The organism is Streptomyces sp. NPDC051173 (assembly GCF_040689515.1).
GTDB lineage: Bacteria > Actinomycetota > Actinomycetes > Streptomycetales > Streptomycetaceae > Streptomyces.
Map to the genome: position 1 here is coordinate 17,335 of NZ_JBFBBD010000005.1, position 21,604 is coordinate 38,938.

At 71.6% G+C, this 21,604-nt stretch carries 18 protein-coding genes and 1 riboswitch; of the genes, 7 read left to right on the forward strand and 11 right to left on the reverse strand.

Annotated features, from left to right (window positions below):
* Nucleotides 1–14: 14 nt before the first annotated feature.
* The 5 genes from AB0435_RS04810 to AB0435_RS04830 all read right to left on the reverse strand — a co-directional run bounded on the left by AB0435_RS04810 (nt 15) and on the right by AB0435_RS04830 (nt 5,953).
* Nucleotides 15–812, reverse strand: a complete 798-nt coding sequence (locus AB0435_RS04810) for an ABC transporter permease (RefSeq protein WP_366004946.1) — start codon at nt 810–812, stop codon at nt 15–17.
* Nucleotides 812–1,834, reverse strand: coding sequence for an ABC transporter permease (locus tag AB0435_RS04815; RefSeq protein ID WP_366004945.1), 1,023 nt, complete (start codon nt 1,832–1,834; stop codon nt 812–814). The genes AB0435_RS04810 and AB0435_RS04815 overlap by 1 nt, the downstream gene beginning before the upstream one ends.
* The gene (locus AB0435_RS04820; protein ID WP_366004944.1) at nt 1,831–2,994 is read right to left on the reverse strand and encodes an ABC transporter ATP-binding protein; all 1,164 of its coding nucleotides are present in this window, start codon (nt 2,992–2,994) and stop codon (nt 1,831–1,833) included. Before AB0435_RS04820 ends, AB0435_RS04815 begins: the two co-directional genes overlap by 4 nt.
* Nucleotides 2,995–3,234: 240 nt before the next feature.
* The gene (locus tag AB0435_RS04825) at nt 3,235–4,749 is read right to left on the reverse strand and encodes a gamma-aminobutyraldehyde dehydrogenase (RefSeq protein WP_366004943.1); all 1,515 of its coding nucleotides are present in this window, start codon (nt 4,747–4,749) and stop codon (nt 3,235–3,237) included.
* A 394-nt stretch (nt 4,750–5,143) separates the two neighbouring features.
* Nucleotides 5,144–5,953 carry a hypothetical protein gene (locus AB0435_RS04830; protein ID WP_366004942.1) on the reverse strand — a complete coding sequence of 270 codons (810 nt, stop codon included), beginning with the start codon at nt 5,951–5,953 and terminating at the stop codon, nt 5,144–5,146.
* 107 nt (nt 5,954–6,060) lie between these two features.
* Here AB0435_RS04830 and AB0435_RS04835 point away from each other — a divergent pair, with 107 nt between their 5' ends.
* Nucleotides 6,061–7,083 (forward strand): adenosine deaminase, encoded by a 1,023-nt coding sequence (locus AB0435_RS04835; RefSeq protein WP_366005915.1) that lies wholly within the window; start codon nt 6,061–6,063, stop codon nt 7,081–7,083.
* Nucleotides 7,084–7,118: 35 nt separating this feature from the next.
* Complete coding sequence (locus AB0435_RS04840) at nt 7,119–7,880, forward strand: glycerophosphodiester phosphodiesterase (protein ID WP_366005914.1); 762 nt, start codon at nt 7,119–7,121, stop codon at nt 7,878–7,880.
* 49 nt (nt 7,881–7,929) lie between these two features.
* Here AB0435_RS04840 and AB0435_RS04845 read toward each other — a convergent pair whose 3' ends face one another.
* The 3 genes from AB0435_RS04845 to AB0435_RS04855 all read right to left on the reverse strand — a co-directional run bounded on the left by AB0435_RS04845 (nt 7,930) and on the right by AB0435_RS04855 (nt 11,997).
* Nucleotides 7,930–8,829 carry a hypothetical protein gene (locus AB0435_RS04845; RefSeq protein WP_366005913.1) on the reverse strand — a complete coding sequence of 300 codons (900 nt, stop codon included), beginning with the start codon at nt 8,827–8,829 and terminating at the stop codon, nt 7,930–7,932.
* A 220-nt stretch (nt 8,830–9,049) separates the two neighbouring features.
* Entirely contained in the window at nt 9,050–10,213 is a 1,164-nt protein-coding gene (locus AB0435_RS04850) for a spermidine/putrescine ABC transporter substrate-binding protein (RefSeq protein WP_366005920.1), read from the reverse strand.
* Between the two features lie 332 nt (nt 10,214–10,545).
* Complete coding sequence (locus AB0435_RS04855) at nt 10,546–11,997, reverse strand: gamma-aminobutyraldehyde dehydrogenase (protein ID WP_366005912.1); 1,452 nt, start codon at nt 11,995–11,997, stop codon at nt 10,546–10,548.
* Between the two features lie 179 nt (nt 11,998–12,176).
* On the opposite strand from AB0435_RS04855, the gene AB0435_RS04860 reads away from it, so the two are divergent.
* The 5 genes from AB0435_RS04860 to AB0435_RS04880 all read left to right on the forward strand — a co-directional run bounded on the left by AB0435_RS04860 (nt 12,177) and on the right by AB0435_RS04880 (nt 17,576).
* The gene (locus AB0435_RS04860; protein WP_116215956.1) at nt 12,177–12,665 is read left to right on the forward strand and encodes an Lrp/AsnC family transcriptional regulator; all 489 of its coding nucleotides are present in this window, start codon (nt 12,177–12,179) and stop codon (nt 12,663–12,665) included.
* Nucleotides 12,650–14,029: an aspartate aminotransferase family protein gene (locus AB0435_RS04865; protein WP_366005911.1), complete on the forward strand. Its 1,380-nt coding sequence runs from the start codon at nt 12,650–12,652 to the stop codon at nt 14,027–14,029. The genes AB0435_RS04860 and AB0435_RS04865 overlap by 16 nt, the downstream gene beginning before the upstream one ends.
* A 330-nt stretch (nt 14,030–14,359) precedes the next feature.
* Nucleotides 14,360–15,097: an ATP-binding cassette domain-containing protein gene (locus AB0435_RS04870; RefSeq protein WP_366005910.1), complete on the forward strand. Its 738-nt coding sequence runs from the start codon at nt 14,360–14,362 to the stop codon at nt 15,095–15,097.
* Nucleotides 15,079–16,305, forward strand: coding sequence for a hypothetical protein (locus tag AB0435_RS04875; protein WP_366005909.1), 1,227 nt, complete (start codon nt 15,079–15,081; stop codon nt 16,303–16,305). Before AB0435_RS04870 ends, AB0435_RS04875 begins: the two co-directional genes overlap by 19 nt.
* Nucleotides 16,306–16,652: 347 nt before the next feature.
* A complete protein-coding gene (locus tag AB0435_RS04880) occupies nt 16,653–17,576 on the forward strand; it encodes a hypothetical protein (RefSeq protein WP_366005908.1) in 924 nt (307 codons plus the stop codon).
* An 87-nt stretch (nt 17,577–17,663) separates the two neighbouring features.
* Here AB0435_RS04880 and AB0435_RS04885 read toward each other — a convergent pair whose 3' ends face one another.
* The 3 genes from AB0435_RS04885 to AB0435_RS04895 all read right to left on the reverse strand — a co-directional run bounded on the left by AB0435_RS04885 (nt 17,664) and on the right by AB0435_RS04895 (nt 21,478).
* Nucleotides 17,664–18,692 (reverse strand): ABC transporter ATP-binding protein, encoded by a 1,029-nt coding sequence (locus AB0435_RS04885; RefSeq protein WP_366426207.1) that lies wholly within the window; start codon nt 18,690–18,692, stop codon nt 17,664–17,666.
* Nucleotides 18,693–20,306: an iron ABC transporter permease gene (locus AB0435_RS04890; RefSeq protein ID WP_366005919.1), complete on the reverse strand. Its 1,614-nt coding sequence runs from the start codon at nt 20,304–20,306 to the stop codon at nt 18,693–18,695. It abuts the gene before it with no gap.
* A gap of 89 nt (nt 20,307–20,395) precedes the next feature.
* Nucleotides 20,396–21,478 carry a thiamine ABC transporter substrate-binding protein gene (locus tag AB0435_RS04895; RefSeq protein ID WP_366005906.1) on the reverse strand — a complete coding sequence of 361 codons (1,083 nt, stop codon included), beginning with the start codon at nt 21,476–21,478 and terminating at the stop codon, nt 20,396–20,398.
* Nucleotides 21,474–21,578: riboswitch (TPP riboswitch) on the reverse strand. (Overlaps the previous gene by 5 nt.)
* Nucleotides 21,579–21,604: the final 26 nt, after the last annotated feature.

Sequence of the window (21,604 nt, forward strand, 5' to 3'; positions counted from 1 at the left end):
GAGAGGCCATGTTCTCAGCTCCTTCTACGGCGCCTGCCGACCAGCTGACCGGCGAGGACGCACAGCACGGCGACGGCGAACATCGCCGTCCCGATGACATTGATTTGAACGGGTGTGCCCCGTTGTGCGGATCCCCAGACGAACATGGGGAAGGTCACAGTCGAGCCGGCGTTGAAGTTCGTGATGATGAAGTCGTCGAAGGACAGGGCGAAGGACAGCAGGGCACCGGCCGCGATCCCGGGGGCGGCGATGGGGAGGGTGACCCGCAGGAAGGTCTGGAACGGGGTGGCGTAGAGGTCCTGGGCGGCCTGTTCCAGGCGGGGGTCCATGGACATCACGCGCGCCTTCACCGCCGTCACCACGAAGCTCAGGCAGAACATGATGTGGGCGATGAGGATCGTCCAGAAGCCGAAGGTGACGCCCATGTTGAGGAAGAGGGTGGCCAGCGAGGCGGCCATGACGACCTCGGGCATGGCCATCGGCAGGAACAGCAGGGTGCTCACGGAGGACCGGGCGCGGAAGCGGTAGCGGGCGAGCGCGAAGGCGATCATCGTGCCGAGCACGGTCGCGCCGACGGTCGCCCAGACGGCGATGCGCAGGCTGAGCGAGAGCGAGCCGCACAGGTCGGCGACGCCGCAGGGGTCGGTCCAGGCGTCGGTGGAGAAGCGCTGCCACTCGTAGTTGAAGCGGCCGTTGGGCTTGTTGAAGGAGAAGACCGTCACAATGACGTTGGGCAGGATCAGGTAGCCGAGTGTGCAAAGGCCCGCGATCACCACGAGGTTGCGGCGCAGCCAGCGCGTCACAGCGCTCATCAGACGAGGTCCTCCGTCCCGGACTTGCGGATGTAGAGCGTGACCATGGCGAGGATGGCGGCCATGAGGATGAAGGACAGCGCGGCGGCGGTCGGGTAGTCCAGGACGCGCAGGAACTGGGACTGGATGACGTTCCCGATCATCTTCTGGTCGGTGGAGCCCAGCAGTTCGGCGTTGATGTAGTCGCCGGTGGCGGGGATGAAGGTGAGCAGGGTGCCCGCGACGACGCCCGGCATGGACAGCGGGAAGGTCACCTTGCGGAAGGTGGTGAAGGGGGTGGCGTAGAGGTCTCCGGCCGCTTCGTGGAGCCGTGGGTCGATGCGTTCGAGAGAGGTGTAGAGCGGCAGGATCATGAAAGGCAGGAAGTTGTAGGTCAGGCCGCAGACGACGGCGAGCGGGGTGGCGAGCACGCGGTGTCCCTCGGTGACGCCCAGGGCGTTGGTGACGTCGAGGACGTGCAGGCTGTTCAGCGCGGAGACGACCGGGCCGCCGTCGGAGAGGATCGTCTTCCAGGCGAGGGTGCGGATCAGGAAGCTGGTGAAGAACGGCGCTATGACGAGGATCATCAGCAGGTTGCGCCAGCGGCCCGCCTTGAGGGCGATGAGGTAGGCGAGCGGGTAGCCGAGGGCGAGGCAGAGCACGGTGGCGGTGGCGGAGTAGGCCACGGAGCGCAGGAACTGCGGGTAGTACTCGCCGAGGGCGTCCGTGTAGGTGGCGAAGTGCCAGGTGACCTTGAAGCCCTCTTCGAGCGATCCGGTCTGCACGGAGGTGGACGCCTGGTAGACCAGGGGCGCGGCGAAGAAGACGAGCAGCCACAGGATGCCGGGGAGCAACAGCCAGTAGGGGACGAGCTTCTTGCGGCGGGCGGACGCGCCGGGGGCGGGCGCTTCGGTGTCGGCGGGGGCCGTGGTTGTGGTCGTAGTCGTCGCCGTGTTGTTTCCGTTCGCTTCTCCGCCCGCGAGGCGCAGAGGTGCGGCGTCCGGTGTCGTCTGCGGCTCGGAGGCCTCGCGTGCGTCGCTCACGTCCCCTCCCCCGCGTCCGTGCCCGCCTCGACGCTCTGCGCCGCGTCCAGGCCGAAGCTGTGGCCGGGGTTCCAGTGGAGGACGACCTCGGCGCCCGGTGCGAGGCGGCTGTCGCGCTCGATGTTCTGCTCGTAGACGGACAGGCCGGGGCCGACGGGGCTGTCGACGACGTACTGCGTGGAGACGCCGATGAAGCTGGAGTCGGCGATGCGGCCGGTGACGCGGTTGCGGCCCTCGGGGATGGAGCCGGCGTCGTCGGCGTGGGTGAGAGTGATCTTCTCGGGCCGTATGCCGAGCAGCAGCTTCTCGCCCGCGCGGGCGGTGGTCGTACATCGGGTCGCCGGAAGGGTGAGTTTGGTATCGGACGCGCGCAGAAGGATGTCGTCGCCGGAGGTGCCGAGGACGTCGGCGGTGATGAGGTTGGAGGTGCCGAGGAAGTTGGCGACGAAGGTGGTGCGCGGCGTCTCGTAGAGGTCGGCGGGGGCACCGAGCTGCTCGACCCGGCCACCGTTCATGACCGCGACGGTGTCGGCCATGGTCATGGCCTCCTCCTGGTCGTGGGTGACGTGCACGAAGGTGATGCCGACCTCGGTCTGGATGCGCTTGAGCTCCAGCTGCATCTGGCGGCGCAGCTTGAGGTCGAGGGCGCCGAGCGGCTCGTCGAGGAGCAGCACCTGCGGGTGGTTGATGAGGGCGCGGGCGACCGCGACGCGCTGCTGCTGGCCGCCGGAGAGCTGGTGGGGCTTGCGCCGGGCGAAGTCGCCGAGCTGCACGAGGTCGAGCATGTCGCCGACCTGCTTCTTCACCGACTTGATGCCGCGGCGGCGGAGGCCGAAGGCGACGTTCTCGTAGATGTCGAGGTGGGGGAAGAGCGCGTAGCTCTGGAAGACGGTGTTGACGGGCCGCTTGTGCGGGGGGAGGGCGGTGACGTCCTTGCCGGCGAGTTCGACGCTGCCGGAGGTGGGGTCCTCCAGGCCGGCGATCATCCGCAGCGTGGTGGTCTTGCCGCAGCCGGAGGCACCGAGGAGCGCGAAGAAGGAGCCCGCGGGGATGGCGAGGTCGAGCGGGTGGACCGCGGTGAACGAGCCGTAGCGCTTGCTGATGGCGCTGAGACGGACGTCCGTGCCGCTGCTGCTGACGGTGGAGGCGGTTGCTGTCATGGGTCTGGTCCAGGGGTGTCGGGGGCGTGAGCGCGTACGGCACGTACAGCCGCGTACGTTCTCATATGTCCGGGGGCGGGTGCCGCGCCGGTGGCCCGTATGGCGGTGTGACGCCGGGGAGCTCGGAGAATTCTGCGTTCTGCTGGTGACGGGCGTTGCGGAGGGACCAGAAGATTGTCGCCGGAAATCGGGGCGGCGCCGTCGCCGTGGCGTGGCACGGGCGACCGCGCCGCCGCCGGGTCAGCCCACCGTGAAGACGGTGCGGTGCCATGCCTTCCGCGCGACGGCCGTGTTGTCGGACATGACGTGCTTGACCTGGGTGTACTCCTCGAAGGAGTAGGCGGACATGTCCTTGCCGTAGCCGGATGCCTTGTAGCCGCCGTGCGGCATCTCACTGAGGATCGGGATGTGGTCGTTGATCCAGACGCAGCCCGCCTTGATCTCGCGGGTGGCGCGGCCGGTGCGGTAGACGTCGCGGCTCCACGCGGAGGCGGCCAGGCCGTAGGGCGTGTCGTTGGCGAGCGCGATGCCCTCGTCGTCGCTGTCGAAGGGCAGCACGGCGAGAACGGGGCCGAAGATCTCGTCCTGGACGATCTCGCTGCCCTGGGGGGCGCCGGTGACGAGCGTGGGGAGGTAGTAGGCGCCCTTCGCCAGCTCGCCGGCCGGGGCGGCGCCTCCGGTGACGACGGTGGCGTAGGAGCGGGCCCGGTCGACGAAGCCGGCGACCCGGTCGCGCTGCGCGTACGAGATCAGGGGCCCGAGGTCGGTGGCCGGGTCGAAGGGGTCGCCGAGGCGGACGCCGGCCATGAGGTCGGCGACGCCGGAGACGAACGCGTCGTAGAGCGGCCGCTGGACGTAGGCGCGGGTGGCGGCCGTGCAGTCCTGGCCGGTGTTGATGAGCGCGCCCGCGACCGCGCCGTGGACGGCGGCCTCCAGGTCGGCGTCGTCGAAGACGACGAAGGGGGCCTTGCCGCCGAGTTCGAGGTGCAGCCGCTTGACGGTGGCGGTGGCGATCCCGGCGACCCGCCGGCCGACCGGGGTGGAGCCGGTGAAGGAGGTCATGGCGACCGACGGGTGGCCGACGAGGCGCTCGCCCGCGTCCCGGCCCGCGCCGCTGACGACGTTGACGACACCGTCGGGGATCCCGGCGTCGGTCGCCGCCTGAGCGAACATCAGGGAGGTCAGCGGCGTGAGCTCGGCGGGCTTGAGGACGACCGTGTTCCCCGCGGCGATCGCCGGGAGCACCTTCCAGGCGGCCATCTGGAGGGGGTAGTTCCAGGGGGCGATCGAGCCGACGACACCGATCGGCTCGCGGCGGACGTACGAGGTGTGGTCCGCGCTGTACTCCCCGGCCGACCTGCCCTCCAGGTGCCGGGCGGCGCCCGCGAAGAACGCGGCGTTGTCGACCGTGCCGGGGACGTCGAAGCCGGTGGTGAGGCGGACGGGCTTGCCGCACTGGGCCGATTCGGCGAGCGCGAGGTCCTCCGCCCGCTCGGCGAGGACGCCGGCGAACCGGTGGAGGGCGTCGGAGCGCTCGCCGGGGGTGGCCCCCGCCCAGGCGGGGAGGGCGTCGGCCGCGGCGGCGACGGCCGCGTCGACGTCGGCGGGCCCGGCGAGCTCGTAGCTGAGGATCTCCGCCCCGGTGGCCGGGTCCACGACCGCGTGCGTACGGCCCGAACTGCCGGACCTCAGGCGTCCGCCGATGTACTGCGCGCCCTCGGCGAACCGTTCCGCCCCGTCGAACCGTCGATCCATTGCGCACTCCTCCGCCGACCGCAGAGACCTGTGGAAGGCGTAGCTCCAACCGGATTCGGATGCCGATCCTGACAGAGGAGTCGGTGTGCAACAAGGGATTCCGTCGCAGTGATTTGAAAGCGCGACGAATTCAGTGTGCGGGACCGACACGCTCGCAGGACCGCGAGACCGTCGGAAATTCCGGGCCGTCCGGGCTTCAGCCAGTGGTGCCGTCGCCGTTCACGGTGGACGGGACGGTGGACGGGACGGTCTACGCCACGGCCGAGCCGCACGGTGCGCCTGCCGGCCCGGCGGATTGTGTGGTCGGTTCTGCAGGTGGCGCCGTCTGCGCACCACCGCTGCGCGGCGGTGTCCTCGAGCTCCCGCGGCCTCGCAACGATCCGCCGGACACGGCCTACGCGCGGTCCACGACCCGTACGGCGGCGGACAGGTACGCCCCGTAGGTCGCGCCCGGGTCGTCCTCCGGGGCGGGGTCCTTGTGGCTGCTCTGGCCGACGTTGATGTAGAAGATCAGCATCAGCACGCTGGCGACGAGCCCCACGCCACCGAGGATCAGGCCGGCGAGGGACTGCCCGCCGTTGTCGGCCTCGCCGTTGCTCACCTTGGACCGGCCTATGCCGCCGAAGATGATCGCGAGTATGCCGAGGACGACCCCGAGGAAGACCGTCGGCGACAGCACGGTCCCGATGATGCCGAGCACGAGGGCGGCGACGCCGAGGCTGTTGCCGGCTGCGGGCGCGGGCTGCTGCCAGCCGGGCCCGTAGGGCCCCACGGGATAGCCGTAGGAGCCGGGCGGCGCGTAGCCGTAGGGAGGCTGCTGCCCGTAGGGGGCGGCGGGGCCGTACGGCATCTGACCGTAGGGCTGTTGTCCGTACGGGCCCACGGGATACGCGCTCGGCGTGCCCGGGCCGGTGGGCGCCTGCGGCACCGGCGGCACCGCGGAGGCGAACGGCGCGGCCGGGGGGAAGGCGTACGGCGGCGGGCCCTGAGGGGCGCTCGGCGGCACGGCGCCCTGCGCTCCGGGCGCCGTCCGCGCGCCGGGCTTGTCGAGAGGCACGCGCTGCTGGGGCACCTGCTCTTCGCCGGTCCCGTCGAGCGGCGCGCGGTGCTCCGGCGGAGCCCAGGGATCGCGGTCCCGCGACTCCGGCCGCCCGTCGGCCATGGCGCCCTTGTCGGACCCGGTCTCGGACCCCTTGTCGGACATAGTCCTCCCCAGTCGTCTCCCGTCATGCTAAGGCCTGAGCACGGGCCCGGCGCCCGTCCCGCATACGATGATCGCCACCCGTCGACCGCACAGCCGTGGAGGCCCGCATGTCCGTACTCGACCCGTTCATCGCCGGGCTCCCGAAAGCGGAACTGCACGTGCACCACGTCGGTTCCGCGTCCCCGCGCATCGTGGCCGAGCTGGCCGCCCGCCACCCCGACTCGCCGGTGCCCACCGACCCCGAGGCGCTCGCGGACTTCTTCACCTTCCGCGACTTCGCCCACTTCATCCAGGTGTACCTGTCGGTGGTCGACCTCATCCGGGACGCGGAGGACGTGCGGCTGCTCACCTACGAGGTCGCCCGCGACATGGCCCGGCAGAACATCCGCTACGCCGAGCTGACGGTGACCCCGTACAGCTCGACCCGGCGCGGCATCCCGGACGCGGCGTTCGTGGAGGCGATCGAGGACGCCCGCAAGGCGGCCGAGGCCGAGCTGGGTGTGATACTGCGCTGGTGCTTCGACATCCCGGGCGAGGCGGGTCTGGAGGCCGCCGAGGAGACGGCCCGGATCGCCTGTGACCTCAAGCCCGAGGGGCTCGTCTCCTTCGGGCTCGGCGGTCCGGAGATCGGGGTGCCGCGGCCGCAGTTCAAGCCGTACTTCGACCGGGCCATCGCGGCCGGGCTGCACAGCGTCCCGCACGCCGGGGAGACCACCGGCCCGCAGACGATCTGGGACGCCCTCGTGGACCTGCGCGCCGAGCGCATCGGCCACGGCACGAGCGCGCCGCAGGACCCGAGGCTGCTGGCCCATCTCGCCGAGCACCGCATCCCGTTGGAGGTCTGCCCCACCTCCAACCTCGCCACCCGGGCGGTGACCGATCTGGAGCGGCACCCCATCAAGGAGATGTTCGCGGCGGGCGTCCTGGTCACCGTCAACAGCGACGACCCGCCGATGTTCGGCACGGACCTCAACCGTGAGTACGGGGTCGCGGCCCGGCTGCTCGACCTCGACGCCCGGGGCGTCGCCGAACTGGCCAAGAACGCCGTAGAGGCGTCCTTCATGGACCCCGCGGGCAAGGCGGCGCTGCGCGCGGAGATCGACTCCTACACGGCGGGCCACGTGAACTGACGCCGGAGCGGCGGCCCTCCGGCGACAATGGCCCCATGCCCACCCCGCACTCCGCGGCTTCCACCGCCGCCCCCGCTCCCGCCTTCACCGCCGTCGCCCACCGCGGCGACCCGTACGTGCACCGCGAGAACACGCTCGCCTCGATCCGCTCGGCGCTGCGGGCGGGGGCGGAGGCGGTCGAGGTCGACGTGCGGCTGACGCGGGACGGAGTGCCCGTGCTGCTGCACGACGCGACGCTGGAGCGGCTCTGGGAGCACTCCCGCCTCCTGGGCTCGCTCTCGGCCGACGAACTGCGGGGGCTGACGGGCGGCGGGGTGCCGACGCTGCGCGAGGCGCTCACGCTCGCCGGGGCGGAGGCCGCCCCGGGCCGGCGTCTCTTCGTCGACCTGCCCGACGTCTCGGCCGCGGAGGCGGCCGTGGCCGAGGTCCACGCGAGCGGGGCGGCCGGGCGGGTGTACTACTGCGGCGCCGCGGAGTCGATGCTCGCCGTCCGCCGGGCGGACCCGGAGGCCGAGATCGCGCTCACCTGGACGACGCTCGCCCCACCACGCGCCGCCCTGCTCGACCGGGTGCGCCCGCACTGGATCAACTACCGTTTCGGCCTGCTGGACCCGGAGCTCGTCGCGGCCCACCACGCCCAGGGCTTCCTGGTCTCGGCGTGGACCGCGGACACGCGCCGCACGATGCGCCGCCTGCTGTCCGCGGGTGTGGACTCCATCACCACCAACCGCATCAAGACGCTGCGCTCGCTGGTGCCAGGTCCGTCCGGCGCGCCGGGGCCGGACGGATCCTCGTAACGGACGGATCCTCGTGACGGACAGACCCTTTTGACGGACGCGGCGGGGCTCAGCCCACCCCCACGGGCTCCCAAGGGTTGGTCAGCACCGCGTCGTCCCCGATGGGCAGCCCGCTCGACCACCCGTGCTCGGGATCGCTCACGGAGAATTCCCTGGGCGTGAGGCAGTCCAGCCGCAGCCCCTCCGCGCCCTCCTCCCGCCGGCCGTCGGCGTCGTCCCCGGCGATGCCGCGCGGCACGAGCACGTCCACCCGGTACGACGCGGACGCCGCCTCCGGGCCCGGCACGAACCCCTGGTTGCCGAGCGCATGCGCGTAATGGCCGGGTGAGTTGACCGAGATCGCCACGCCCCCGGGGATCCGGCGCTCGTGCCGGGCGCTGCCGTGCGCTCCTGTGTAGAGCAGCCGGGTGCCCGCCTTGAAGAGGGACACGCGCCCGTCCGGCCGCCGCAGAGGCAGCGCTTCGGCGTAGACGGTGTCGTATTCGACCGGTGCGCATTCGGAGAGATAGGTGCCGGCCAAGGCGCGGCAGAGTTCGCCCAGTTGGCGGCTGGGCCGCGCGAACGCGAGCCGCCTGTCGCTGAAGACGATCAGGAAGGTGCTGGACTCGCCGTTGACCGCCCGCCGCTTCCAGGCGGCACGGGCCGTCCACACCTTGGCGGCGACGTGGTCATGACCTCTCGCGAGATCTTCCTCCAGGATCCAGCAGAGGTCGAGGCCCTTGCGCCTGCGGGCGCCCGGCGGATGGCCGATCTTCGCCACGAACCGGCCGTACGAGCACGGCCGCGCCTGCTCCAGCCAGGCCAGCAGGGCCGCTTCCCGGATCTCCTGCCGGGCGTCCGGCGCGAACATCACCTCGTGCGCCGCGTCGATGTCCGCCCCGAGCCCGGCTCCGCGGCCGGTCCGTGGCAGGGCTTCCAGGGCCTCGGCGATGGAGGGTTGTGCGAGCATGCCGAAACTGTTGCCGTTCAGTGCGATCACTCCCCCGGTGGTCTGCACGCCGATGACCTCTCGGCGATTTCGACAGTCTGACCATCCGCGAGATCACCGGTCAAGACCGGATTCGGCGACGGATTCGGTGGCGGAATTCACGCGGGGAAACGGAATCAGCCACCCTCAACCCCCTTGCCCCGGGGCCTTCTTGAGCAGCCGGACCCACCGGGAGGACGGTTCAGAGACCGACGATCTCGTTCCACTCCTTGGTGAACCCGGGGCGCTCCCGTGCCGTCATGTCGCGGGCGGTGGCGAGCCGCTTGCGCATCTCCTGGCTGGGGAAGATCAGCGGGTTCTCGGCGAGCGCGGCGAGGTCCTTGTCCTTGGACGACGCGAGCACCTCGCGGGCGTCCGGCACCGGGCAGACGTAGTTGACCGCGGCGGCCAGCCGGGCCGCGACGTCGGGCCGGTAGTAGTAGTCGATGAGGTCTTCCGCGTTGCGCTTGTGACGGGCGAGGTTGGGGATCATCAGGCTCTCGGCCCACAGCTCCGCGCCCTCCTCCGGGACGACGAACTCGATGTCGGGGTTGTCGGCCTGGAGTTGGATGACGTCGCCGGAATACGCCTGACAGGCCAGGACGTCCCCGGAGGAGAGGTCCTTGATGTAGTCGTTGCCGGTGAAGCGGCGGATGTGGCGCTTGCGGACCAGGTCGCGGAGCTGGTCGGTCATTCTGTGGAAGTCGTCGGCGGTCCAGCGGGTGACGTCCACGCCGTTGCCCTGCATGAGCAGCGAGAACGCCTCGTCCATCCCGGCGAGCAGGGTGACCCGGCCGCGGAGGTCGCTCTTCCACAGGTCGGAGGTGTGCCGGATCTCGCGGCCGAGCTTCTTGCGGTTGTAGGCGATGCCGGTGATGCCGGACTGCCAGGGCACGCTGTGCAGCCGCCCGGGGTCGAAGTGCGGCTTGCGCAGCAGGGGGTCGAGCCGCCGCTCCACGTTCGGCTGGCGGGAGCGGTCCATCTCCTGGACCCAGCCCAGGCGGACGTAGCGGGCGCACATCCAGTCGCTGACGACGACGAGATCCCGGCCGGTGGCCTGGTGGTTCATCAGGGCGGGGCTGATCTTGCCGAAGAACTCGTCGTTGTCGTTGATCTCCTCGGTGTACTTCACCGAGATCCCGCTGCTCTTCTCGAAGCCCTCCAGCGTGGGCCTGCGCTGGGGGTCCTTCTCGTCGGTGTCGATGTAGAGCGGCCAGTTGGCGAAGACGAGCCGCTTGTCGGTCCCGGACCGGTCCTGCGCGGCCCGGTCGCCCGGCTGGACGTACGCGGCGGGCACCCCGCAGCCGGCGAGTGCGGCGGCCCCCGCGCCGGCGCCGAGCGCGCGCAGCAGGGACCGGCGGGACAGCGTGTTCACGGGGCTCACTCGCATTTCGGCAGCATGGCGGTTCTGATCTTCGCGGACAATGTACGGCCTGTCCGGGAGCGGCTCCCCTCCCCCGACACCTTGACGGGGCGGGCCGCCGGGGCGAGCCGGATCCGACCGTGTGCCGCGCCGGGGCGGGCTCCGTCAGGCTCGTCGCCCGAGCGTTCGATGGTACCGGCGGCCGGGCCGTCGCCGACGCCCGCGGGGAGCGACGTGAGCGGGGCCACGCGGGCGATTCCCGGCCCCGCGGGGAAACGGCCGCGGCCCCCGCCGGAGATCCGGTGAGGGCCGCGGCCGGTGGCCTGGTGCGGGGGTCAGCCCAGCGACGTCATCACGTGCTTGATGCGCGTGTAGTCCTCGAAGCTGTAGCCCGAGAGGTCCTTGCCGTAGCCGGACTGCTTGAAGCCGCCGTGCGGCATCTCGGCGACGAGCGGAATGTGGGTGTTGATCCACACGCAGCCGAAGTCCAGCCGCCGGGACATCCGCATGGCCCGCCCGTGGTCCTTGGTCCACACCGACGAGGCCAGGGCGTACTCGACGCCGTTGGCGTAGGCGACGGCCTGCTCCTCGTCCGTGAAGGACTGGACGGTGATGACGGGGCCGAAGACCTCGTGCTGGATGATCTCGTCGTCCTGCTTGAGCCCGGAGATCACGGTCGGCGCGAAGAAGTAGCCCTGCTCGCCGACGCGGTGGCCGCCGGCCTCCACCTTGGCGTGGGCGGGCAGCCGCTCGATGAAGCCGGACACCTGCTGGAGCTGGTTGGCGTTGTTGAGCGGGCCGTAGAGCACGTCCTCGTCGTCCGGCAGGCCCGTCTTGGTGTCGGCGGCCGCCTTGGCGAGCGCGGTCACGAACTCGTCGTGCACGGACTCGTGCACGAGCACGCGGGTCGCGGCCGTACAGTCCTGGCCGGCGTTGAAGTAGCCCGCCACCGCGATGTCCTCGACCGCCTTGGCGATGTCGGCGTCCTCGAAGACGACGACGGGCGCCTTGCCGCCCAGCTCCAGGTGGACGCGCTTGACGTCCTTGGAGGCGGACGCCGCGACCTGGATGCCGGCCCGCACGGAGCCGGTGATCGAGGCCATGGCGGGCACCGGGTGCTCCACCATGAGGCGGCCGGTCTCCCGGTCGCCGCAGATCACGTTGAAGACGCCCTTGGGGTGGCCCAGTTCCTCCAGCACCTCGCCGATGATCTCGGCCATCAGGAGCGTGGAGGCGGGCGTGGTGTCGGAGGGCTTGAGGACGACCGTGTTGCCCGCGGCGAGCGCCGGGGCGAACTTCCACACGGCCATCATCATCGGGTAGTTCCACGGCGCGACCTGCGCGCAGACGCCGATCGGCTCCCGGCGGATGATGGAGGTCATCCCCTCCATGTACTCACCGGCGGAGCGGCCCTCCAGCATCCGGGCGGCGCCGGCGAAGAAGCGGATCTGGTCCACCATCGGCGGGATCTCTTCGCTGCGGGTGAGCGCGAGCGGCTTGCCGGTGTTCTCCGACTCGGTGGCGATCAGCTCCTCGGCCCGCGCCTCGAAGGCGTCGGCGATCTTGAGCAGGACCTTCTGCCGGTCGCCGGGCACGAGGTCGCGCCAGGCCGGGAAGGCCGCCTCGGCCGCGGCCATGGCCGCGTCGACGTCGGCGGCACCGGACAGGGCGGCGGTGGCGTACGCCTCGCCGGTGACGGGATTGACCACCTCGGTGGTCCGCCCGTCGGCGGCGTCCCGGAATTCTCCGGCGATGTAGTTGCGAAGACGACGCAGCTCGGTGGTCACGTGCGCCACCCTTTCTGTCAGCTGTCCGATGGGCGAGACACCAGCCTAGTCAGTGAGGCGACGCTTTCGACATACCTACCCCCCGGAAACAACGGAATCAGTTATTCAAGCAGCCATTCGCAACGAATTTCATCGCCCAAGGGTTGCCACACAGACGAGTCCCATGCACAGTGGAGTCCGTGGCCACTCGTAGCGCAGACCCGAAGAGCGTGCAGGGCACGCCCCCGATCGACGCCGTCTCCCTGGCGATCATCGAGCAACTCCAGGAGGACGGCCGCCGGCCCTACGCGGCGATCGGCAAGGCCGTCGGGCTGTCCGAGGCGGCCGTCCGGCAGCGGGTGCAGAAGCTGCTCGACCAGGGCGTGATGCAGATCGTCGCCGTCACCGACCCGCTCACCGTCGGATTCCGGCGGCAGGCGATGGTCGGCATCAACGTCGAGGGCGACCTCGACCCGGTGGCCGACGCCCTGACCGCGATGGACGAGGTGGAGTACGTGGTGATGACCGCCGGCTCCTTCGATCTCCTCATCGAGATCGTCTGCGAGGACGACGACCACCTCCTCGAAATGATCAACAAGCGCATCCGGACCCTCCCCGGCGTGCGCTCCACCGAAAGCTTCGTCTACCTCAAGCTCCGCAAGCAGACCTACACATGGGGAACCCGATAGTCGTGAGCAAGGACCTCTCCCAGACGGCGTACGACCACCTGTGGATGCACTTCACCCGCATGTCGTCGTACGAGAACGCCCCCGTGCCCACCATCGTGCGCGGCGAGGGCACCTACATCTACGACGACAAGGGCAAGCGCTATCTCGACGGCCTCGCCGGGCTGTTCGTGGTCCAGGCCGGCCACGGCCGCGCCGAGCTGGCGGAGGCCGCCGCCAAGCAGGCGCAGGAGCTGGCGTTCTTCCCCGTGTGGAGCTACGCCCACCCCAAGGCCGTCGAACTGGCCGAGCGGCTGGCCCACTACGCCCCCGGCGACCTCAACAAGGTCTTCTTCACCACCGGCGGCGGCGAGGCCGTCGAGACCGCGTGGAAGCTCGCGAAGCAGTTCCACAAGCTGACCGGCAACCACACCAAGTACAAGGTCATCTCACGGGCCGTCGCCTACCACGGCACCCCGCAGGGCGCGCTGTCCATCACCGGCCTGCCGGCCCTCAAGGCGCCGTTCGAGCCGCTGGTCCCCGGCGCGCACAAGGTGCCCAACACCAACATCTACCGCGCGCCGATCCACGGCGACGACCCCGAGGCGTTCGGCCGCTGGGCCGCCGACCAGATCGAGCAGGAGATCCTCTTCGAGGGCCCGGACACCGTCGCCGCGGTCTTCCTGGAGCCCGTGCAGAACGCCGGCGGCTGCTTCCCGCCGCCGCCCGGCTACTTCCAGCGGGTGCGCGAGATCTGCGACCGCCACGACGTCCTGCTGGTCTCGGACGAGGTCATCTGCGCCTTCGGCCGCCTCGGCACGATGTTCGCGTGCGACAAGTTCGGCTACGTCCCGGACATCATCACCTGCGCCAAGGGCATGACGTCGGGCTACTCCCCGATCGGCGCGGCCATCGTCTCCGACCGGATCGCCGAGCCCTTCTTCAAGGGCGACGCGACCTTCCTGCACGGCTACACCTTCGGCGGCCACCCGGTCTCCGCCGCCGTCGCGCTGACGAACCTCGACATCTTCGAGCGCGAGGGTCTCAACCAGCACGTTCTGGACAACGAAGCGGCCTTTCGCGCCACCTTGTCGAAGCTGAACGACCTGCCGATCGTCGGCGACGTGCGGGGCAACGGCTTCTTCTACGGCATCGAGCTGGTGAAGGACAAGGCCACCAAGGAGTCCTTCACGCCCGAGGAGTGCGAGCGCCTGCTCTACGGCTTCGTCTCCAAGCAGCTGTTCGAGAACGGTCTGTACTGCCGGGCCGACGACCGCGGCGACCCGGTCATCCAGCTGTCGCCGCCGCTGATCTCCGACCAGTCGACCTTCGACGAGATAGAGCAGATCGTCCGCGGTGTCCTCACGGAGGCGTGGACCAAGATCTGAGCGACCCGGACGGGCCGGATCCCACCACCGGCCCGTCCTTCCGCCGTGGCCCCGCGCGACCCCCTTCGCTCCACGCGCGCGTGGGCCACGGCTCCCGGCCGGAGCGACCGCGCTCCGGCCGCACCTCCGCTCGCACCTCCCGCGCGTGTGCGCTCCGACGGACGGGCGAGCGCCGAGGATGAGGCCGACCGGAGGAAATGGCGCCCTCCAGCGCCGAGCCTGGGCGAGGGCTAGGATCCCGGTTCCGTACGGTGCCAGTGACCCAATGGCCTCCGGTTCGTTCACCCGGACAGGGGAACGGACCCTCTCAAGCGACCCGAGGTGCTCGATATGGTGGCCCCGCCGGACAACGACGTGCTCTGGGCACGTGGCCTGCATTACGCGTACGACGGCTCCCCCGCTCTCACCGGGGTCTCCGTCGGCGTGCGTGAGGGCGAGATCCTCGCCGTCACCGGGACACGTGGTTCCGGGAAGAGCACACTCCTGAAATGCCTGTCGGGCCAGCTGCTGCCCACGCCCGGCGAGGTGTGGTTCAACAGCGCGCCCGTGCACACCCTTTCGCGCCCCGCCCGGGAGCGGCTGCGCCGGGAGCGGTTCGGCTGGATCGACAGCGAGCCCCATCTCGTCCCGGAGCTCAGCGGCTGGGAGAACGCCGCCCTGCCGCTGCTGCTGCGCGGCATCGGCCACCGGGCCGCCAAACGGACCGCCAACGAGTGGCTGGAGCGCCTCGACGCCGGCGACTGCGCCCGCAAGCGCCCGGCCGCCATGCTGATGGCGCAGCGTCAGCGGATCGCCATCGCCCGCGCGCTGGCCACCGAACCGACCGTCATCTTCGCGGACGAGCCCACCGCGCCCCTGCACAACGCCGACCGGGCGCAGGTGCTGCGCACCCTGACCACGGCAGCGCGCTCGCACCAGATCACCGTCGTCATCGCCACCCTGGACGACGAGATCGCCACGCTCGCCGACCGTACGGTCACCCTGGCCGACGGCCGCCGGGCCAGCGGTATCCCGGCGCCCGACGCGCCCGGCGGAGAGGGCAGGGCGGCGTGCTCAGTCTCCGCCTAGCGCTCGGCGCCCACCCGCTCGTCCTGCTGCGAAGACTGCTGGTCGTGGCGGCCGCGGCGGGCGTCGGTTTCCTGCTGCTGTGCACCCTCGGGTACGCGGCGGCGCATCCGACGGCGACCGGGCAGTCCGTCGTACGGCTGGTGTGGTGCGCCGTACCGCTCGCCGCCGTCGTGCAGTTCGCGCTCGCCGTGGCCCGTACGGACCCCTCCACCCGCCCGCGCGCGGGGCTGGACGCAGCGGGGCTCGGGCCGGTGCGGATGTCCCTCCTCGCGGCGGCCTCGACGGCGATCTCCTGCACGCTCGGCAGCGGCCTCGCCCTGCTGGTCTATCTGGAGCTCCGCGGCGGCCTCGGCGGCACTCCGCTGAGCGGCTCCGCCGAGCGGGTGCTGGACGGGCACGCGCACCTGCCGTGGGGCGCGACGCTGACCCTCCTCGGGCTGCTGCCGGCCCTCGCGTCGGCCACCTGCGCCGTCGCGCTGCGCCCGCGCCGCGAGCCCGCGGCCGTCCAGCAGCCCGTGGACCCCGAGGCCGAGGCGGCGGCACCCGTGCCGGAACCGACCGTCCCGCCCGCGCCCAAGCCCGCGTACGCCGGTCTGCCCTGGGGCATCGCGATCATCTCGGTCGGCCTCGCCATGGAGGCGTACGTGGGCCGCGGCCCCGCCCCGGACCCCGACACGCTGCTGTCGTTGCCCGGCCGTGGCGACGGCGCCTCCCCCGGTGTCATCGGCGGCTGGCTGCTGGCCTCCCTCGGGCTCGTCCTCGCCGGGCCCGGCCTGACGCACTGGTGCGGGGTCCTGCTGTCGGCCGGGCGGCCCGGCGCCGTGCGGCTGCTGGCCGGGCGCATACTGCAGGACGCGGCCACCCGGATCGGCCGGCCGCTCGGCGTGCTGTGCGCCGTGGCCTCGGGCGCCCTCGCGGCGGCGGAGCTGTACGGCGCGGCCTGGGAGGGCTCCGGGCCCCGCCCCTTCGGCCCGCTGACCGGTCTCGGCGCGGCCCTGGTGATGGCCTGTGTGACCGCCACCGCCGTCACCGCCGCCCTGGACAGCCGGCAGAACCGGGCGGGCACCACGGCGGCGCTCCAGCGCCTGGGGCTCCCCGTCTCGATGCTCCGGGGCGCGGCCGTGCTGCGCACCTGTGTGCTGCTGGCCGTGCTCACCCCTCTGACATGGGCGATCGCCGAGCTGGCGGCGCTGCCCATGACGAGGTGACGGCCGGCCCCCTGGAAGGCCCGCGCCAGGGCACCGGCCGGGCACTTCTGCGGGCAGGCCGCCGGGCCGACGCCCATGGCGCCGACGGGCCGTGCGCACCGTACGCGTACGCTTCCCGCGTGGCCCCTGCTGGAGGCGTCGGCCGCGGGGCGGCCGACGGCGGCCGGGCCGCGCCGGTGGACTCCTCGAAGGAGGCACCGGCGCGGGCGGCAGGCCCCACGGGCGGCTGACATCGCGGTCCCTCGACGGACCCGTTCTTGACCTTTTCTTGACCCAAGGCAACTTCCGCGCCGAAAAGCACGTCTGGCTCAGAAGCACGACGGTTTATCAGGCGAACGGAGCAATTGGTGATCATCGGCCTAGTGACGGCTGTCGCGGCCTCGGTCTGTTACGGAACGGGTTCGGTCCTGCAAGCCGTGGGATCGCGGAAATCGGCCCGCCGGGAGGCCGCCACCGCCTCCTCCACGGGCACCACCCAGCGCGGCGGGCCGAGCCTCTCCTCCACCGCGAAGGCCGCCGTGACCTGGGAGTTCATGGTCGGTACGGTCCTGGACTTCATAGGCTTCGGGCTGGGCGCGCTGGCCGCCCGGATGCTGCCGCTGTTCCTGTCCCAGACGGTGATCAGCGCCAACCTCGTCGTCACGGCCCTGCTGAGCATCAAGCTCCTGGGCATCCGGCTGACCAAGCCCGAGTGGGCGTCGATCGGTGTGGTCTGCTCCGCGCTGGTGCTGCTGGCGACCGCCGCGGGCCACGAAGGCGGCGGTGACGCCGCGCGGTCCACCCACTGGTGGCTGCTGGTCATCTCGGTCGTGCTGATGGGCGGCGGCACGGTGGCCGTGCGCCTGATGGGCTCCCGGGCCGCGATCCTGGCCGGCCTGCTCTCCGGCCTCGGCTTCGGCGCGATCGGTGTGGGCGTGCGCATCCTGGACGGCATCGACCCGTTCGACCTGCCCACCCTGCTCGCGGACCCGGCCCTCTACGCCATCCTCATATCCGGCGCCGTCGGCATGTACCTGCACACGGTCGCCCTCCAGATCGGCTCGGTCAACGGCGCCACCGCGGCCTTGGTCGTCGGTGAGACCGTCCTGCCGGGCATCATCGGCGTCCTCCTGCTCGGCGACAGCTCCCGTCCCGGCTTCGCCTGGGTCGCGATCCTCGGCTTCCTGCTGGCGGTGACCGGCGCGGTGGCGGTCGCCTGGTTCGGCGAACCGGAGGGCGCGCCCGCGGCGGAGGAGGAACCGAAGGAACTCCAGCCGACAGCGAGCGGCTGACGCTCCGGCGGACCCCGGCGGACATACGCGAAGAACGGGCCGGCCGCCTGTCCCCCACGGACAGGCGGCCGGCCCGTTCCCGTACGGTCAGGAACCGCTCAGCACCACCACGTCGTCGGCGCGGAACACCACGCCCACCCGGTCACCCGCGTCCGGCGCGTCCCGCAGCCCGCACGCGGCCTCCAGCTCCGGGCCCTCCGCGGGCCGGAGCAGCACCACCACGTGGTCGCCCCGGAACGTCCGCCCGGTGACCGTGCAGGGCAGCCCTTCCGGCTCCGGTGCCAGGCGCACACCAGCGGGCCGTACGAGCAGACGGCACCGCCCGTCCGGGGTCCCTGCGGGCACCGGGACCTTGCCCCACACCGTGTCGGCGCGCTGCCCCGAGACCGTCGCCTCCACCACGTTGTCGAAGCCGAGGAAGCGGGCGACGAACTCCGACGCCGGCCGCTGCCAGACGTCGAGCGGGCTTCCGGCCTGCGCGATCCGGCCGTCCCGCATCACCACGACGCGGTCGGCGAGCGCGAACGCCTCACCCTGGTCGTGGGTGACGGCCAGCACCGTGGTGCCCAGGCGTCCGAAGAGCTCCCGCAGCTCCACCACCAGCCGCTCGCGCAGGCTCCGGTCGAGCTGGCCCAGTGGCTCGTCGAGCATCAGCAGCCGTGGCCGCGGGGCGAGCGCGCGGGCGAGCGCGACGCGCTGCTGCTCGCCGCCCGACAGCGCCGCGACGGACCTCCCCTGGGCGCCCGGCAGCCCCACCATGTCGAGCAGTTCGGCCACCCGGCGCTCCGCCTCGGCGCGGCCGGTCCCGCGCATACGCAGCCCGAAGCCGACGTTGCCGGCCACGTCCCGCTGCGGGAAGAGCTGGTGGTCCTGGAACATAAGGCCCACCTCACGCCGGTGCGTCGGCACGCCTGTCTGGTCGTTCCCGGAGAGGAACACCCGCCCGGCGTCGGCCCGCTGCAAGCCGGCGACCACCCGCAGCAGCGTGGACTTGCCGCTGCCGCTCGGTCCGAGCACGCACACCGTCTCGTGCTCGGCCACCTGGAGGTCGACCGCGTCCAGTGCCGCGCGCTCGCCGAAGCGGACGGTCACGTCGTCCAGTCGCAGCAGGGACATCTAGAACTCTCCCGAACGGTCGGTGCGGACGCGCTCCAGAACCAGCAGCGCCACCGCGCACACCAGCATCAGGATCGTGCTGAGGGCCATCGCCTGGCCGTAGTTGAGCTCGCCGGGCCGGCCGAGCAGGCGGGCCACCGCCACCGGCAGCGTCGGGTTGTCGGGCCGGGCGATGAAGACGGTCGCCCCGAACTCGCCCAGTGACACGGCGAACGCGAAGCCGGCCGCGACCGCCAGAGCGCGGCCCACCAGCGGCAGGTCGACCTCCCGCCAGGCACGCAGCGGTGAGGCACCGAGCACCGCGGCGGCCTCGCGCAGCCGGGCGTCCACCGCGCGCAGCACGGGCAGCATGGTCCGCACGACGAACGGCACGCCCACGAGGGCCTGCGCGAGCGGCACGAGGATCCACGACGTGCGCAGGTCCAGCGGCGGCTCGTCCAAGGTGATCAGGAAGCCGAAGCCGACGGTCACGGCGGAGGTGCCGAGCGGCAGCATCAGCAGCGCGTCGAAGCCGCGGACGAGCTTCCCCGCACGCCGGGTGAGGGCGGCGGCGGCCAGACCGCCCACGACCACCGCGATGCCGGTGGCCGCCAGCGCGTACGACAGCGAATTGCCGATGGCCTCCAGCGGGGCGACGACGAACGTCCCGCCGTTGTCCCCCGCCGAGGCGAGGGCGCGGTAGAAGGCGAGGCCGTAGCCGTCGGGGCCGTCGAAGGAGCGCAGGGTGAGGACGACGAGCGGCAGGAGCACCAGCAGCGCGATCACGGCCAGGACGGAGCCGAGCAGCGCCCACTGCGCGGCACCACGCGGCCGCCGGGCGGTGCGCGCGGCGTCGACGAGCCTCAGGGCGGACTCCCTGCGGCGTACGGTCCGGCCGTGCACCACGAGCAGCACGGCCACCGCGACGAACTGCACGAGGGTGAGCACGGCCGCGGTCGGCAGGTCCAGCAGCTGCGCGGTCTGCTGATAGATCTCCACTTCCAGCGTGGAGTAGCGCGGGCCGCCCAGGATCTGCACGACGCCGAAGGAGGTGAAGGTGAAGAGGAAGACCATCAGCGCCGCGGCGGCCACGGCGGGCGTCAGGGCGGGCAGCGTCACCCGCCGCCAGGCGGTGAACCGGCCGGCTCCCAGCACCCGCGCCGCTTCCTCCTGGCGCGGGTCGAGCTGCGCCCAGAGGCCGCCGACGGTCCGTACGACCACGGCGTAGTTGAAGAAGACGTGGGCGAGGAGGATCGCCCACACCGTGGTGTCCAGGCGCACGCCCCACAGCTCGTCCAGAAGCCCGCCGCGCCCGAGCAGCGCCAGGAACGCCGAGCCGACGACGACGGTCGGCAGGACGAAGGGCACGGTGACCACGGCCCGCAGCAGCTGTTTGCCGGGGAAGTCGAAACGCGCGAAGACATACGCGCCGGGGAGCGCGAGGGCGAGGGTCAGCGCGGTGGAGGCGAGGGCCTGCCAGGTGGTGAACCACAGGACGTGGCCGATGGCGGGGTCGGTGACGACCTCGCCGATGCGGCCGAACTGCCAGTGCCCGCCGTCCTTGAGCCCGCGGGAGACGATCGCGGCGACGGGGTAGGCGAAGAAGACCCCGAAGAAGGCGAGCGGCACGGCCATCAGGCCGAGCCGCACCGCCGTCGGCCGGAAGGACCGCCGGGACCGCCCGGAGGCGGCCAGCGGGCCCTGGGGCGGCTTCTCCGTGACGGCTACTTCAGGACGATCGAGGACCATGCCTTGACCCACTGCTCGCGGTTCTTGGCGATCTTCTCGGGGGCGAGCGTCGCGGGGTCGGTGACCTTCGCGCCGTACTTGGTGAACAGCTCCGGCAGCGCGGCGTCCTGGGCGGCGGGCTTGACGAACATGGTCAGCGGCATGTCCTCCTGGAACTTCTTGCCCAGCAGGAAGTCGATCAGCGCCTTGCCGCCCTCGGTGTTCTTCGCGCCGGACAGCAGTCCGGCGAACTCGATCTGGCGGAAGCACGTGCCGGTCGCGACGCCGGTCGGGGCCTCCTTCGGCTCCGGCTTCACGTCCATCACCTCGGCGGGCGGGCTGGAGGCGTAGGAGACGACCAGCGGCTTGTCGCCCTTGGCCTTGCGGCCCGCGGCGGATCCGGAGAAGCGCTGGTTGTACGCCTGCTCCCAGCCGTCGACCACCTCGACGCCGTTGGCCTTGAGCTTCTTCCAGTAGTCCTGCCAGCCGGCGTCGCCGTACTTCGCGATGCTGCCGAGCTGGAAGGCCAGGCCGGGCGAGGACGTCGCGGAGTTCTCCGTCACCAGGAGGTTCTTGTACTCCGGCTTGACCAGGTCGTCGAAGGACTGCGGCGGGGCCAGCTTGTGGTCGGCGAAATACGCGCGGTCGTAGTTGACGCAGATGTCGCCGGTGTCGATCGGGGTGACGCGGTGCTGCGCGGCGTCGAGCTGGAGGTCCTTGGGGACGCGGTCCAGGCCCTTGGCCTCGTACGGCGTGAAGAGGTCCTTGTCCAGGGCACGCGACAGGAGGGTGTTGTCGACGCCGAAGAAGACGTCGCCCTGGGGGTGCCTGGCGGAGAGGATCGCCTGGTTGACGGCCGCTCCGGCGTCACCGCTCTTGACCGTCTTGACGGTGTAGCCGCTCTGCTTCTCGAAGTCCTTGAGCACGCTGTCCGAGATCTGGAACGAGTCGTGCGAGACCAGGGTGACGGTCTTGCCGTCGGCCTTGTCGGAGCCGCCCGAGCCGCAGGCGGCCAGGGCGGGCAGGCCGAGCGCGACGGCGGCCGCCGCGCCGAGGGCACGCCGGAGGTTGGTGTTCATGGTGCGTCTGACTCCCTACGCCGGTATGACCCGGATCAGGTCCGAGGGTCTGCGGCCCGTGCCGCACTCTCAGCGCTCTCGCGCTCCCCTGTCGGATTGTTCATTTGTGCGTTCGTCTGTGCGCTC

Bases quoted from the DNA above. Each gene is read 5' to 3' on its own strand.
- AB0435_RS04810 (WP_366004946.1), bottom strand. From the start codon at position 812: ATGAGCGCTGTGACGCGCTGGCTGCGCCGCAACCTCGTGGTGATCGCG.
- AB0435_RS04820 (WP_366004944.1), bottom strand. From the start codon at position 2,994: ATGACAGCAACCGCCTCCACCGTCAGCAGCAGCGGCACGGACGTCCGT.
- AB0435_RS04825 (WP_366004943.1), bottom strand. From the start codon at position 4,749: ATGGATCGACGGTTCGACGGGGCGGAACGGTTCGCCGAGGGCGCGCAG.
- AB0435_RS04830 (WP_366004942.1), bottom strand. From the start codon at position 5,953: ATGTCCGACAAGGGGTCCGAGACCGGGTCCGACAAGGGCGCCATGGCC.
- AB0435_RS04835 (WP_366005915.1), top strand. From the start codon at position 6,061: ATGTCCGTACTCGACCCGTTCATCGCCGGGCTCCCGAAAGCGGAACTG.
- AB0435_RS04840 (WP_366005914.1), top strand. From the start codon at position 7,119: ATGCCCACCCCGCACTCCGCGGCTTCCACCGCCGCCCCCGCTCCCGCC.
- AB0435_RS04845 (WP_366005913.1), bottom strand. From the start codon at position 8,829: ATGCTCGCACAACCCTCCATCGCCGAGGCCCTGGAAGCCCTGCCACGG.
- AB0435_RS04865 (WP_366005911.1), top strand. From the start codon at position 12,650: ATGGGGAACCCGATAGTCGTGAGCAAGGACCTCTCCCAGACGGCGTAC.
- AB0435_RS04870 (WP_366005910.1), top strand. From the start codon at position 14,360: ATGGTGGCCCCGCCGGACAACGACGTGCTCTGGGCACGTGGCCTGCAT.
- AB0435_RS04885 (WP_366426207.1), bottom strand. From the start codon at position 18,692: ATGTCCCTGCTGCGACTGGACGACGTGACCGTCCGCTTCGGCGAGCGC.
- AB0435_RS04890 (WP_366005919.1), bottom strand. From the start codon at position 20,306: ATGGCCGTGCCGCTCGCCTTCTTCGGGGTCTTCTTCGCCTACCCCGTC.
- AB0435_RS04895 (WP_366005906.1), bottom strand. From the start codon at position 21,478: ATGAACACCAACCTCCGGCGTGCCCTCGGCGCGGCGGCCGCCGTCGCG.